The following is a 12,838-nucleotide window of genomic DNA, read 5'->3' as shown; positions in this document are numbered from 1 at the left end:
TCGGCCTAGACCGGAGTGAACTCGGAGATCAGCCACTTGCCGCCGACCTTGTCCACCGTGACCCGGACACTCGACGCCGTGTTGGTCGGTGCATCCGACCCCACCACCACCACCTGGTTCACGAACAGCAGGACGACGGCGTGGCGAGGATCCGCGGATACCGAACCCGCCTTGGGAACCGTGGCGACAGCTGAGATCTGCTGCTGCTTGGCGCCAGGGATCACGACCTCGTTGATCAGCGACGTGTACGAATCGAGGAACTCACCGGTGAGCAGACCGCGCGCATCGTTGAGCTGCCGATCGACCTTGTCCGGGGTATACGAGAGCAGCGCGATGGTGCCTGCGGTCGCCGCCTGCATGGATTGGCTACGGGCTAGGGCATCCTCGCGCACCGAATTGTCCACGTACTTCAGGAAGCCTGCGGCCATCGCGAGGATCAGCGCGAGGGCGGGCAGGACGCCGTAGGCCGTAATCCTGGTCCAGTCGACGCGCGATCGCCGCTGCGAGTCGTCCACCACGCCGGGCTCGTCGGACGCCTCGGCCACGTCGGGTTCGTCGACCACGTCGGGTTCGTCGGGTTCGTCGATGTTCGCTGGCGTCTTCACTTCATCGGAATCCGTCACGACACGAACTCCACGTTCGAAACCTTGGTATCACCCTGAATCTTCTGGACCAGGATGCGCATGCGCCAGGCGCGGGGTTGTTGCTCGGGCTGATTCACGATCACCGACTTGACGGTCACGGCGACCAGCACCTCCGCCTGCGTCGCGGTGTCACCGGCCTCGATGGCCGCCTCCGTCACCGTGCCGACGGACTTGGACTTGACCTGCCTGACGACGTCGGTGAACGACGGGGCGCGCTGCTGGAAGTCGTCGTAGAAGGTGCCCGTCGCCAGGTCGAGGATTCGTTGCACGTCGTCGTCGATGTGCTCGTAGTCCAGGGTGGTCAGGTTGATCGCGCCTTGGCGCCCTACCGCGAGGAAGGTCTGCCGCTGCCGATCCATCTGCTTCGACTCGTGGGCCCGATATCCGAGCCAACCGGTGAGCCCACCGAGCGCCAGCACCGCGACGATTCCGGCGATGAGCGCCAGCCGGAGGTGCGACGGACCCGCCGCCGGCTCCTGAGCGGCGGGTTCTGCGGCAACGTCCAGGTCGTCGGCGTCGTCCGCATCGTCGTCGACTTCCGCATCGGTAACAGACTGGACTTCGACGGCCGTGGACTCCGGTTCCTGCGGCTCGGAGGGGGCAGCGTCATCGTCTGCCATGTTTGCTCCTCTGGGGCACTGCGAGCTTGGTCGGCCCATCCGCGGGCGTGCTCGTCCGGTCCAAGGTACGTGCCACCGGCTGGGAGAGGTCCGGCGGCCGCAACAGAGCCCTTCGTCGTCTCGAAGTCAGGCGTCGCGCACGGCGGCCTCCAGATCGGCGACCTCGATCTTGCGCATGCCAAGCATCGCCTTGGTCGCGGCGGCGGCACGGGCCGGATCGCTGTCGTTGATCAGCTCGAACAGCCGCTCGGGCACGATCTGCCAGCTCAACCCGAAGCGGTCCTTGAGCCAGCCGCACTGCGATTCGAGGCCGCCGTCCAGAAGCCGGCTCCAGTAGTAGTCGACCTCGTCTTGGTCGGCGCAGCGCACTTCGAACGACACGGCCTCGCTGAACGGAAACTGCGGGCCTCCGTTGATGCCCAAGAATCGTTGGCCATTGAGCACGAAGGTGCCGGAGACCACCTCGCCTGGCGTTCCCGGGCCAGCCTCGGTGTAGCGATTGAAACCTTCGATCGACGAGTTGGGGAACACCGCCGTGTAGAACTCGGCGGCCTCTTCGAGATCGTTGTCGAACCACAGCGACGGCGTGATCGATGGCATGGGCGTAAGCCTCCTGTCCGGTTGTGTTCATTGATGTAGACCGACGGGCCCGGCGAAACTCATCATTCGCCCGAGGCCCGCGTCGGCCGGCGATGCAGGCCTGGGTAACGTGCGGGAATGTCCAGTAGCCAGGCGAGCAGCGCATCGACCACCGTTGAGTTCCGTGGCATGGACGACCTGGCACTGGTCGCCGACGAGTGGAACCGCGATGCGGAGACCGCTGCCGAGCGCCCCGCGATCCTCATGCTGCATGGCGGAGGGCAGAACCGGTACTCGTGGAAGAACACCGGCCAAATCCTTGCCGACGGCGGATTCCACGTGATCGCGCTCGACAGTCGGGGACACGGTGACAGCGATCGCTCGCCCACCGCGAACTACTCCGTCGAGTCGCTGTGTGCAGACACCCTGCAGGTGCTGTACCAGATCGGCCGACCGACGGTGCTAATCGGCGCCAGCATGGGCGGCCTCACCGGCATCCTCGCCGCGCACGAGGCAGGTGCCGAGCTGGTCACCAAGCTGGTGCTGGTCGACGTCGTGCCGCGGTTCGAGAAGGATGGCAGCGCCCGCATCCGTGACTTCATGTTCAGTGGCATCGACGGCTTCGACTCACTCGAACAGGCCGCCGACGCGGTCGCGGCCTATCTGCCGCACCGCGCCAAACCGCGAAGCCCCGAGGGATTGAAGAAGAACCTGCGCCTGCGCGACGGCCGTTGGTACTGGCATTGGGATCCGGCGTTCCTCACCAAACCCGAGGACGATCCGTTCGTCCGGATGGACATGCTCGAGCAGGCCGCGATCAATCTCGAAGTGCCGATCCTGTTGATTCGCGGCAAGCTGTCCGACGTGGTGAGCGCCGAGGGCGTGCAGGACTTCCTGACGAAGGTGCCGCACGCGGAGTTCGTGGAACTGCTCGAAGCGGGTCACACCGCGGCGGGCGACGACAACGATGCGTTCAGTGAGGTCGTCGTCGAGTTCGTCAACCGGTGACCGACGAGCACGGCGTCGTGGGCTTCAACTTCCTCGAGCAGCCGGAACTGCCCGCTCCCCAGGTGAGCGAAGCGCAGGCCGAGCAGCTGTTGTCGACGCACTACGGCATCACCGCAAGGGCGCAATCCCTTGGGAGCAACCAGGACAAGAACTTCCTGGTGTACGACGCCGCAGACCGGGAGCTCGGCGTCCTGAAGATCGCCAATCCGGCGTTCACGGCAATCGAACTCGCGGCCCAGGACGCGGCGGCCGAGGCCATTGCCCTGGCGGAACCGACGTTGCGTGTCGCGGTGCCGCTACCGAATCTCGCCGGCGACGTCGCCACGGAGGTCACCGGTCTCCTCGTTGGCACCGCTCGGGTCCGGTTACTACGGTTCCTGTCGGGCGGAACACTGGTCGGTGCGGGATATCTGGCCCCCGCCGTGGTCGCGGGCCTTGGCGAATTGGCGGGCCGGGTCAGCCGGGCCCTCGCCGACTTCCGTCATCCGGGTTTGGGCCGGGCGCTGCAGTGGGACCTCCGGTTCGGACACGACGTCGTCGAGGCGCTCGTCTCGCACGTCCCCGATCCCACCGATCGCGAGCGTTTGAGCACCGCGGCGAAGGACGCCTGGGCACGGATCTCTCCACTGGTGGACGAACTTCCCCGCCAGGCAACCCATCTCGACCTGACGGATGCCAACGTCGTCGGGACGGACGGGATCATCGACTTCGGCGACCTGTCGGATACGTGGGCCGTCTCCGAAGTCGCCATCACGCTGTCGTCGGTGCTTGGGCACCCGGGCGCCGACCCCACGTCGATCCTGCCCGGTGTCAAGGCATTCCACGCGATCCGTCCGTTGAGCACCGCGGAGGTCGACGCGATCTGGCCGCTACTGGTGCTACGGACCGCCGTGCTCATCGTCAGCGGGGCCCAACAGGTCGTCCTCGACCCCGACAACGAGTACCTGACCAACCAGTCCGACGACGAGGTCCGCATGTTCGAGCGGGCCACGTCGGTGCCGTTGGACATGATGACCGCCGTGATCCGTGCGCACCTCGGGTTCACCACCTCCACCGAGCCGGTGCGCGGTGTACTCATCCCGGGCCTGAATCCCGCATCGGTCCGAACGCTCGACCTATCTGCCGTCTCCGACGTCTACGACACCGCTGTCGAAGGTGTTGGCGCGCCGGACTTTCAGGACGGGTTGGCCCGGTCGGCGATCGATGGTGGCGCGTCGCTCGTCGTGACCCGATTCGGGGAGCCGAACCTGACCCGCGCACCGCTGCTGAGCCAGGACTCGCCCGACGTCGTCGCCACCGGAGTCGCGCTGTGGCCCGCCGAACCTCTTACGTTGGTGGCTCCGTGGCCGGGCCAGGTCATCCGCTCGGGCGACGAATTCACCTTGCGTGGCACCGATTACGAGTTGACGGTGACTGGCGCCGCTGACGAAGGCCGGGTCGAGGCGGATGCGCCGTTGACGACTGTCGCCGCGGGCGAGTGGGCCACTGTGACCGTTCGCCAGGTGGGTGCCCCGGTGGCGCCCGCGTTCACGACGGCCGAACTGGCGCCGGGCTGGCTGGCGCTGACGCGTGACCCGCGCCCGTTGCTCGGCCTACCCGAGTTGCCGGCCACCACGGCGCGAGATCTGTTGGCCCGCCGTGACGGAAGCTTCGCCAGGGTGCAGGAGCACTACTACGCGGACCCTCCGCAGATCGAGCGCGGCCGGCGCCACTACTTGATGTCGACGGCAGGTCGGGTGTACCTCGACATGGTCAACAACGTCACGGTTCTCGGGCACGCGCATCCTCGGATAGCCGACACCGCCGCCCGCCAGTTGCGCAGGTTGAACACCAACTCACGCTTCAACTACGAGGCGGTCGTCGAGTTCAGCGAACGTCTCGCCGCCATGCTGCCCGACCCGTTGGATACCGTGTTCCTCGTCAATTCTGGTTCGGAGGCAAGCGATCTCGCGCTCCGGTTGGCGATCGCGGTGTCGGGTCGCCGTGACGTAATCGCGGTCGGCGAGGCCTATCACGGGTGGACGTATGCGACCGACGCGGTATCGACGTCGACGGCCGACAATCCGAATGCACTCAGCACCCGCCCCGACTGGATCCATACGGTGGAGTCGCCCAACAGTTTTCGGGGCAGCTACCGAGGGATCGACGCCGACCGGTACGCACCCGACGCGGTGGCCAAGGTATCCGAGCTCGTCGCGGAGGGCCGGCCGCCCGCTGGGTTCATCTGCGAGTCGGTCTATGGAAACGCCGGCGGCATGGCCCTTCCCGACGGGTACCTACCGCAGGTCTACGCCGCCGTGCGGGCGGCGGGCGGCTACGCGATCGCCGACGAGGTGCAGGTCGGCTACGGACGACTCGGCGAGTGGTTCTGGGGATTCGATCAGCAGCAGGTGGTGCCCGACATCGTGTCGATCGCCAAGTCGACGGGCAACGGCTACCCACTCGGCGCCGTCATCACCAGCCGTGCGATCGCCGAGGCGTTCAGCTCGCAGGGGTACTTCTTCTCGTCGACCGGCGGCAGTCCGCTGTCGTGTGCGATCGGCATCACGGTGCTCGACGTGCTTCGGGACGAGGACCTGCAGGGCAACGCGGCGCGGGTGGGCAGCCATCTCAAGGCCGAGTTGATGGCGCTGCGCGAGAAGCACCCGATCATCGGCACCGTGCATGGGATGGGGCTGTACCTCGGCGTCGAAATGATCCTCGACCAAGACACCCTCGAGCCCGCCACCGAGGAGACCGCGGCCATCTGCAACCGCATGCTCGAGCTTGGCGTGGTCATCCAGCCGACCGGCGATCGCCAGAACATCCTGAAGACCAAGCCGCCGCTGTGTCTCGACGTGGCGGGCGCCGATTTCTACGTCGCGACCCTCGATCGGGTTCTCACCGAGGGCTGGTGACCGTCCCCTCTCCCGCCGCATCGCCCGGCGTCGCACCGTCGATACTTGAGCCGTGTCGGTAACCACGATGGCGATCTACGCCCTGATCGCCGTCGCCGTGCTCGAAGCCGTCGTCATCTTGGTGCTGTGGCGGCGTGTCGCGAGCCGCGACGAGGAACTGGATGAACTCCAGCGCAGGCTCGACACCAGGGCCAACCTGCTCTCGGGCGGTCGCGAGGCCGTCAAGTCCGTCTGGCAGACCGCCACCATCCTCCGCAAGGAGGGGCTGGGCGCAGCCGTCCGATCCAACATCGAAGACCTCGCCGACTGGGCCACCGTCGAGCGTCCCGATCTGGCCCGATTGGCCCCCAACGGACGGGTCACGATCGTGTTCTCCGACATCGAGGGGTCGACCGCGCTCAACGAGCGCATCGGCGACCGGGCCTGGGTGCGACTCATCGACCGGCACGACAAGATGGTCGGTCGGCACGTCAAGCGCCACTCCGGCTACGTCGTCAAGAGTCAAGGCGACGGGTTCATGATCGCCTTCGCACAACCCGACCAGGCCGTCGGCTGCAGTGTCGACGTCCAACGCGAACTCGCCAAGCGGCCCAACGGGATTCGGGTTCGGATCGGCATTCACTCTGGCAAGTCGGTGCGACGCGGCGACGACCTGTTCGGTCGCAATGTCGCGATGGCGGCGCGCGTCGCCGCCGCGGCCACTGGCGGCGAAGTTCTGGTCAGCGAATCCGTGCGCGACGCCGTCGGTGACGCCGTCTCCTTCGACGACGGCCGTGACGTCGAACTGAAGGGGTTCAGCGGGACTCACCGGCTGTATACGGTGGTGCCGTGACCCGCTACTCGGCCGGGCCGGACTCCGCGAGTCGTTCGTGCAGCTTCGCCCGGATGTCGTCCGGGGTGTACGCATTTCGCTTGCGTTGATCGCGCGCAACCAGCGCACCGCCCGCCACGACTCCGGCGACACCGGCCAGCCCAATCCACTTCCATATGCCTCGCATCGCCCTAGTTTGCCTAAACTGCCCTGGTGAATGCGAACACCGTGACGCTCGAACGCGCTCTGGCCGAAACGCGGACCGGCGACATTTGGCTGTTCCGTGGCGACTCGGGGCCGGACCGGGCGATCCAGACGATGACCAACGCCCCGGTCAACCACGTCGGCATGACGGTGGCGATCGACGATCTGCCGCCCCTGATCTGGCACGCCGAGCTCGGCGACAAACTGGAATGCATGTGGAGCGGCAACAATCACCGCGGTGTCCAACTCAACGACCTACGCCAGGCGGTCGAGCGCTGGATGCTCACCTACGGCCAGCGGTGCTGGTTGCGCCAGATGACCCCGTTCGCCACCCGCAAGCAGGAGGACGACCTGCTGCGCGTCATCGCGCGGATGGATGGCACGGCATTTCCCACCACCGCCAAGCTGACGGCGCGGTGGTTCCGCGGACGGGTGCCGACGGTCGCCGATTGGACGCGTGGCATCCCGGTCCTCGACGATCAAGTCAAGAAGGCCACACGACGCAAGCGCGCGGAACGCCTCAAGGTGGGGCTGGAGACCGCGTACTGCGCCGAGACCGTCGCCGTGACCTATCAGGAGATGGGTCTGCTGGCAGGAGACAAGGACGCAAACTGGTTCGACCCTGGGAAGTTCTGGAGCGGCGACACCCTCCCGCTAACGCCCGGATTTCAGCTGAGCGACGAGATCTCCGTCGTCCTCTGAGGCACAGGGACCTCCAGTAGCGTCGAGGCATGTACAAAACCGTCGCGGTGTTGGCCGCCATTGGGGTCGCACTCGCCGGCTGCACCGCCAACGGTGACGGATCCACCACGTGCCAGGACTTCAACGGCATGAGCCGCGACGAGCGGGGCGCGACCGTCGCGCGGATGTTGAAGGCACGCAACGGGCTCAACTCGTCCACCTCCGACGTCATGACGCAGGTGGCGGCCACTGTCGAGTTCTGCGCGAAGGACGGCAATCGGGACAAGACGGTGGGCGACGCGAAGTAGCGCCTCCCCGCTCGGTGGGAACCGGTACGGCGCAGCATGTTTCACCACGCCAGGCGTTGACCCCCTCTCGCACGGCGATCGCGGCGATGACCAAGCCTGCGACGGAGTCTGCCCACGCCCACCCGAACAGACTGTTCAGTAGCAGTCCCACCAAGAGCACGGCCGACAGGTAGGTGCACAACAGGGTCTGCTTGGAGTCGGCCACCGCGGACACCGATCCCAGTTCGCGGCCCGCTCGGCGTTGCGCCCATGACAGCAGGGGCATGATCGCCAAACTGACTGCTGCCAAGGCCATCCCGACAGTCGAGTGGCTCGCCTCCCCGAGGCCAACCAGCGAGCACATCGAGTCGATGGACACGAACGCCGCGAGACCGAAGAACGAGAACGCGATGATCCGAAGCGCAACCTTCTCGCGCGCCTCCGGATCTCGCGCGGAGAACTGCCACGCCACCGCGGCGGCGGAGGACACTTCGATCACCGAGTCCAACCCGAACCCGATCAGCGCCGTCGAGGACACGCGCGTTCCCTCGCCAAGGGCAACGACGGCTTCGATGACGTTGTAGGTGATCGTCGCAGCGACGAACAACCGGATGCGGCGGGACAAGACGTGACGGCGTTCGGCCGTCAACGCCACCATCAGCAGCAGCCATTCTCAGAGCAACAGGCCGGGTCGACGGCGAGCACCAGTCCGACGAGGTCGTCGAGCGCGTGGCGGATGCGCGGGTCGGCGAGTTCGTAGCGACTCCGTCGACCCTCTGGCATGGCGACGACGAGGCCACAACCGCGAAGGCAGGCAAGGTGATTCGAGACGATCTGTCGCGACACCCCGATGTCATCGGCGAGATCGGACGGATACTGCCCGCCGTCTCGCAGCCGCAGCAGAATTAGGGCCCGCGTCGAATCCGACAATGCGTACCCGAATCGCGCCAGCGCGTCGCGCTCAACCAATGTCTGCACGACGAGAACAGTACATCAGAATCTGGATTCAGAAAATAGTGAACCAATGATTGGGGTGACGGGTCGGCCGCGAACCGCGCGCGGGCCGGCGGCGCTGACCTTGCCCAGTGCACAGCTGGACGGGTCTCCATACGATGTCGAGGAGCCGGTTCACCCGGCGTCGCCTGGCGCGAAACTTCACGACGAGGCGGATACCAATGCCCAGCGCTGCCAACACGACGCCGATCCACGAGGTCGCCGCCACGAGATAGATCACCTCGACTGCGGCCATGACGACGAGCGTGCTGTGTCGCGGTTGCGTGCGGGTCACGGGAGAGGCACACCTCGGCGACTAATGCCCGGATTCCAGCTAGCAGGAAGAAGGGAATGGGTGTCAGCGCTGACGACACCTCCGTTCTCGAAGACCAAGATCAGAAGTGTCCAAGAAGGACAATGGCGCACGAGGAGACGATCATGAAGACAGCGTTCAAGTACGTGACATCGGGATTGGCCGCACTCGCGATTTGCGGAGCCGTCGCTCTCGCCCCCGTCGCCAGCGCCGCTACCCTTCCCGCCCCCGTCGCGAGCGCCGTCGGTTCCCCGGTCGGCGGCGCCGGAACCGACCCGCTAGTGCCCTACGGCACCGAGCCAAAGGTGCCAGCGGTGCTCGGCTACGTCGACTCCAACCATGACGAAGCGAACACGACCAACGGCCAAGTGGATCTGCCCTTCTGATACGCCGGGGTCACCTGCCTCGAGGTGGGTGACCCGCGCACCACTCGTACTGCACAACCACGGCGGTCCATCGAGCCGGCTGGAGGCCGAGCTCTTCGATGCGGGTCACCGTCGACCATCAGTAGTCCATGCCTTCGCTTGATCAGAAATAGGTGCGAATGAGGTCGACCACGATCGGGTCGGGTTCATCGGCGTCGGAGCACACCGGGATCAGGCGCCATTTGTCGAAGGCCGTGCACGGATGTGAGAGCCCCAGGCGCACAACTTCTCCCACGTTCAAGGCGGCCCCGCGGACGAACGTGTGTTGGTCGTTCATTGCGGTGACGGTCGCCGTCGATCGCGCGCGCTGCGGAGTCTGCACGACGGGTAGCCCTTCGTCGTAGGGAAGATCGCGCTTTCCGGCATCCAGAAGCGCCAGGTCCGGCTCGGGCGTGGAGATGACCCGGGCCCACCCGTGGATGGCGGATTCGAGGTGCACCGGATTGGCTGGGTCCACGGCGTCGGAGAAAGGCGAGATGCCTGCATAGAACCCATCGTCGTGGGTGATGTAGGCGCCCGAGCGCAGCACCACCCGACCTCCGTTCGCGACCAGACCGGCGACCTGATTCGCGACCAGGTCGGGGTAAGCGCTACCCCCAGCGGTCAGCAGTGGCTCGGTTTCGGCCAATGGAATCACCTGCCGGTGAAGGTCGACGAGCGAGGCGAGGTAGTCGTTGACGCGGCCCAGCGCTTCTGGGTGCCGGTCGTGGCCGAGGGCGCCTTCGTAGCCGCCGACGCCTGCCAGCGCGAGGTGCGGACTGGCGACGATGGCACGGGCGACTTGCAAGGCCTCGCCAATGTCTCTGGCGCCGGTACGCCCGCCAGGGGCGCCGAGTTCGACCATGACGTTGATCGGTCTGGCCGTTTCGTCGAGCTCGTCGAGGTGTCCCGCGATGTGTTCGACGGCGGCCTGCGAGTCGACCCAGCAGTAGAACTCGAACTGCGGATCGTCGGCCAGTTCGGCTGCCAGCCAACGCAGATCACCCGCGGCGACCATGGGGTTGGCCATCAGGATGCGCTTGACGCCGAGGCGCCGGGCCACTTGCACCTGCCAGCCCGTGGCCAAGGTGATGGCCCACGCGCCGGCGTCGAGCTGGCGTTGCCACAGTTGCGGAGCCATGGTGGTCTTGCCGTGCGGGGCCAAGAGCATTCCGCGGTCGGCGACCCACTGCGCCACGGCGTCGATGTTGTGGCCGAGGCGGCGTTGGTCGAGCGTCAGCACGGGCGTCGACATCGACGACAAGCGCGGCTTGCCTGCCAGGAACTCCTCGACGGTGGCCCCCCACGCACTGGGGGGAATGGATTTGTGGTGCGGTCCTAGCGGCTCGGTCATGTCGACGCTCCTGACGCGGTGTTGACGGCGGTGGCGAACGCCGCGGCCCTGTCGGTGCTGGTCTCCCGTGGTCTAGCCTGCGATTACACCGTCGCGCGGGCGGCCCACGCGGTAGCGGTAACGGTGAGCGGCCCACTACCCAGGCGTTCGCGAGCCACTGATTCAAGGCGTGCGCGCGCATCGTCATCGAGTCGCTGAACGTAGTCGCCGGCCGGACCGACGCCGTAGGTGTACGGCTCCCACCACTCCTCAAAGCTCGGATGAACGACATCGACCGCGATGGAATCCTCGTCCACATCGCGCAGGCCAGCAGCTGCGAATAGCTCCGTCAGGTGTCCCCTGTGCGCCCCGGAGAGTAGCGCTTCATCCTCAGCCCCAGGGTCGATCAGGTGAACCGCATCCCAGAAAGGCGCCAGCGCGCCGGTCGGCCCGTCCCACACGCATGCTGCGACGACACCGCCACGCCGAGTCACGCGGGCCATCTGTCTGAGACCGAGAACTGGATCCGTCATGAAGTGCACTACCAACTGCGCAAGAGCCGCATCGAAAGCGGCACTGTCGTAAGGCAATTCCTCCGCCGTACCTCGACGCACGTCGACGTCTGGGAAGCGCACACGGATCGCCTCGATGAACGGCGGCGAAGGATCGATCGCCGCGACCTCGGCACCTACGGACAGCAAATGCGCCGTCAGCGCGCCCGGCCCACAGCCCACGTCGAGCACCTTCGCGCCGGCGCCCACCTCAGCGAATGCCACGAAGACCTCGGCAAGCGGCTCGGCATACCGACCCATGAAACGCGCATAGGCCTCCGGCGGGACGACAAAACTCACCGGACAATGCTACGTCGTAGACCGTGCCAGGGAGGAACATCGCCGTTGGTCGGAATTCGATGAAACGCTCGCAGTCCACCTACACGTTGAACCGGAAGTCCGCCGGATGCCGTTGCCGAACAACGTCATGACTCGGTGCCGGGTTCTCGGCGAGAGTGGGCCCTACGCACGAAAACTGTGCTAATCGTGTGCATGTACCCCACGCTCGACGCATGCGAACGCGGACCGCACCCGTAGCCGACCTATACGTTGAAGCGGAACTCCACTACGTCACCGTCGGCCGCGGCATGGCGACCTCAATCTGGTTTTCGCGCAACGAAGCAGCATTGAACGCAGGCGAAGTAGAACTCACCGGCGGCGTTGAGCTCCCGTTGTTCGGACTTCCACGCTCGCGCCTCAGCGAGGTCCACTCCGCCCTGTTTGACCGCATAGTCGGCGATGATGTCAACTAGCGCTCCTCCGTACGCCTCTGGAGTCAGCTCGATGGAGGCGAAGGCATGGGCGTCCATCGTGATGTTTTCAAACCCATTCTCTCGCAATAGATTCGAAAGACCCTGAGGCAGCGCCGCGTGAGTAAGGTGCTTGTCCCAGGCGGCGAGCATCCGACGCATTCGGTCGGCATCATTGGATCGCCACGACACAGTCGACCAATCCACATCCCAAATCACCACGCGGCCACCCGGTCGCAAGACGCGATGGATTTCGGCAAGCGCACTGGTCACGTCGGGCACGTACTCCAATACTTGCACCGACAAGACCGCATCGAACTCACCATCCTCGGCCGGTATCTCAGCAGCACCGGCCTGGCGAAAGGTGGCATTGGGATGGCCTTCACTCCGCTTCGCTGCGACCGCGAGCATGGCCGACGCAGTGTCTATGCCCGTGACGCGTCCCCGTGGACCCACGCGGTCAAGTAACTCGGTCACGTAGAAACCCGGGCCACATCCGACGTCGAGCAGCCGTTCACCTGGCTGCACATCGAGCGCTGAATGCACGAGGCGCCGTCGCCGCAACACGTCGCGTCGGTTGTAGAGCACCTCCATCGATTGGACGAGATTCTCATCGAATTCGAGTTGCGCCATTGCCGAAGGCTACAAAACGACACTGCTCGACGGCGCGGTTGTGCAGCTACGTGTGGCCCTACTGCTTCGTCGGCTACGACGTTGAAGCGGAACTCCACCACGTCCCCGTCGGCGCCACGTCACCACGCTAG

Annotated in this window: 16 protein-coding genes; 6 read left to right on the top strand and 10 right to left on the bottom strand. The window is 65.9% G+C overall.

Going from position 1 to position 12,838, the window contains the following annotated elements:
- Window positions 1-5 precede the first annotated feature (5 nt).
- From QOD90_RS19610 to QOD90_RS19600, 3 genes are all read right to left on the bottom strand, one after another.
- A complete protein-coding gene (locus QOD90_RS19610; protein WP_526352495.1) occupies window positions 6-623 on the bottom strand; it encodes a hypothetical protein in 618 nt (205 codons plus the stop codon).
- Window positions 620-1,264 (bottom strand): Rv1363c family protein, encoded by a 645-nt coding sequence (locus tag QOD90_RS19605; RefSeq protein WP_526352494.1) that lies wholly within the window; start codon window positions 1,262-1,264, stop codon window positions 620-622. Before QOD90_RS19605 ends, QOD90_RS19610 begins: the two co-directional genes overlap by 4 nt.
- A 126-nt stretch (window positions 1,265-1,390) precedes the next feature.
- Window positions 1,391-1,864 carry a VOC family protein gene (locus tag QOD90_RS19600; RefSeq protein WP_526352493.1) on the bottom strand — a complete coding sequence of 158 codons (474 nt, stop codon included), beginning with the start codon at window positions 1,862-1,864 and terminating at the stop codon, window positions 1,391-1,393.
- Window positions 1,865-1,981: 117 nt separating this feature from the next.
- Here QOD90_RS19600 and QOD90_RS19595 point away from each other — a divergent pair, with 117 nt between their 5' ends.
- From QOD90_RS19595 to QOD90_RS19585, 3 genes are all read left to right on the top strand, one after another.
- On the top strand, window positions 1,982-2,851 hold the full coding sequence (locus tag QOD90_RS19595) for an alpha/beta fold hydrolase (RefSeq protein ID WP_526352492.1): 870 nt from the start codon (window positions 1,982-1,984) through the stop codon (window positions 2,849-2,851).
- A complete protein-coding gene (locus QOD90_RS19590; protein ID WP_526352491.1) occupies window positions 2,848-5,748 on the top strand; it encodes an aminotransferase in 2,901 nt (966 codons plus the stop codon). The genes QOD90_RS19595 and QOD90_RS19590 overlap by 4 nt, the downstream gene beginning before the upstream one ends.
- A gap of 67 nt (window positions 5,749-5,815) precedes the next feature.
- Window positions 5,816-6,580: an adenylate/guanylate cyclase domain-containing protein gene (locus QOD90_RS19585; RefSeq protein WP_526352534.1), complete on the top strand. Its 765-nt coding sequence runs from the start codon at window positions 5,816-5,818 to the stop codon at window positions 6,578-6,580.
- Between the two features lie 4 nt (window positions 6,581-6,584).
- Here the strand turns inward: QOD90_RS19585 and QOD90_RS19580 are convergent, their stop codons facing one another.
- Window positions 6,585-6,746 carry a hypothetical protein gene (locus tag QOD90_RS19580; protein WP_526352490.1) on the bottom strand — a complete coding sequence of 54 codons (162 nt, stop codon included), beginning with the start codon at window positions 6,744-6,746 and terminating at the stop codon, window positions 6,585-6,587.
- 26 nt (window positions 6,747-6,772) lie between these two features.
- On the opposite strand from QOD90_RS19580, the gene QOD90_RS19575 reads away from it, so the two are divergent.
- Together QOD90_RS19575 and QOD90_RS19570 are read left to right on the top strand one after the other, a co-directional pair.
- Complete coding sequence (locus QOD90_RS19575; protein ID WP_526352489.1) at window positions 6,773-7,465, top strand: guanylate cyclase; 693 nt, start codon at window positions 6,773-6,775, stop codon at window positions 7,463-7,465.
- A 29-nt stretch (window positions 7,466-7,494) separates the two neighbouring features.
- The gene (locus QOD90_RS19570) at window positions 7,495-7,752 is read left to right on the top strand and encodes a hypothetical protein (protein WP_526352488.1); all 258 of its coding nucleotides are present in this window, start codon (window positions 7,495-7,497) and stop codon (window positions 7,750-7,752) included.
- On the opposite strand, the gene QOD90_RS19565 is transcribed toward QOD90_RS19570, so the two are convergent.
- From QOD90_RS19565 to QOD90_RS19555, 3 genes are read right to left on the bottom strand one after another with little or no spacing between them, the layout of a single operon-like run.
- Entirely contained in the window at window positions 7,673-8,386 is a 714-nt protein-coding gene (locus QOD90_RS19565; RefSeq protein WP_526352533.1) for a cation efflux transmembrane domain-containing protein, read from the bottom strand. The genes QOD90_RS19570 and QOD90_RS19565 overlap by 80 nt on opposite strands.
- A 2-nt stretch (window positions 8,387-8,388) precedes the next feature.
- Window positions 8,389-8,709, bottom strand: a complete 321-nt coding sequence (locus QOD90_RS19560; protein WP_526352487.1) for an ArsR/SmtB family transcription factor — start codon at window positions 8,707-8,709, stop codon at window positions 8,389-8,391.
- Window positions 8,710-8,737: 28 nt separating this feature from the next.
- On the bottom strand, window positions 8,738-8,980 hold the full coding sequence (locus QOD90_RS19555) for a hypothetical protein (RefSeq protein WP_526352486.1): 243 nt from the start codon (window positions 8,978-8,980) through the stop codon (window positions 8,738-8,740).
- A gap of 182 nt (window positions 8,981-9,162) precedes the next feature.
- On the opposite strand from QOD90_RS19555, the gene QOD90_RS19550 reads away from it, so the two are divergent.
- Window positions 9,163-9,423, top strand: coding sequence for a hypothetical protein (locus QOD90_RS19550; RefSeq protein ID WP_526352485.1), 261 nt, complete (start codon window positions 9,163-9,165; stop codon window positions 9,421-9,423).
- 142 nt (window positions 9,424-9,565) lie between these two features.
- On the opposite strand, the gene QOD90_RS19545 is transcribed toward QOD90_RS19550, so the two are convergent.
- From QOD90_RS19545 to QOD90_RS19535, 3 genes are all read right to left on the bottom strand, one after another.
- Window positions 9,566-10,795 (bottom strand): alanine racemase, encoded by a 1,230-nt coding sequence (locus QOD90_RS19545; protein WP_526352484.1) that lies wholly within the window; start codon window positions 10,793-10,795, stop codon window positions 9,566-9,568.
- Between the two features lie 83 nt (window positions 10,796-10,878).
- Window positions 10,879-11,625: a class I SAM-dependent methyltransferase gene (locus QOD90_RS19540; protein WP_526352483.1), complete on the bottom strand. Its 747-nt coding sequence runs from the start codon at window positions 11,623-11,625 to the stop codon at window positions 10,879-10,881.
- Between the two features lie 296 nt (window positions 11,626-11,921).
- Window positions 11,922-12,707, bottom strand: coding sequence for a class I SAM-dependent methyltransferase (locus QOD90_RS19535; protein WP_526352482.1), 786 nt, complete (start codon window positions 12,705-12,707; stop codon window positions 11,922-11,924).
- Between the last annotated feature and the right edge of the window lie 131 nt (window positions 12,708-12,838).

Origin of the sequence: Mycobacterium sp., assembly GCF_032161845.1 — a bacterium.
Lineage (GTDB): Bacteria > Actinomycetota > Actinomycetes > Mycobacteriales > Mycobacteriaceae > Mycobacterium.
This window is presented reverse-complemented; position numbering and strand designations above follow the sequence as displayed.

Coding starts and splice junctions, on each gene's coding strand:
- QOD90_RS19585 (WP_526352534.1), top strand. CDS start 5,816: ATGGCGATCTACGCCCTGATCGCCGTCGCCGTGCTCGAAGCCGTCGTC.
- QOD90_RS19550 (WP_526352485.1), top strand. CDS start 9,163: ATGAAGACAGCGTTCAAGTACGTGACATCGGGATTGGCCGCACTCGCG.
- QOD90_RS19580 (WP_526352490.1), bottom strand. CDS start 6,746: ATGCGAGGCATATGGAAGTGGATTGGGCTGGCCGGTGTCGCCGGAGTC.
- QOD90_RS19545 (WP_526352484.1), bottom strand. CDS start 10,795: ATGACCGAGCCGCTAGGACCGCACCACAAATCCATTCCCCCCAGTGCG.
- QOD90_RS19600 (WP_526352493.1), bottom strand. CDS start 1,864: ATGCCATCGATCACGCCGTCGCTGTGGTTCGACAACGATCTCGAAGAG.
- QOD90_RS19570 (WP_526352488.1), top strand. CDS start 7,495: ATGTACAAAACCGTCGCGGTGTTGGCCGCCATTGGGGTCGCACTCGCC.
- QOD90_RS19605 (WP_526352494.1), bottom strand. CDS start 1,264: ATGGCAGACGATGACGCTGCCCCCTCCGAGCCGCAGGAACCGGAGTCC.
- QOD90_RS19555 (WP_526352486.1), bottom strand. CDS start 8,980: ATGGCCGCAGTCGAGGTGATCTATCTCGTGGCGGCGACCTCGTGGATC.
- QOD90_RS19535 (WP_526352482.1), bottom strand. CDS start 12,707: ATGGCGCAACTCGAATTCGATGAGAATCTCGTCCAATCGATGGAGGTG.
- QOD90_RS19595 (WP_526352492.1), top strand. CDS start 1,982: ATGTCCAGTAGCCAGGCGAGCAGCGCATCGACCACCGTTGAGTTCCGT.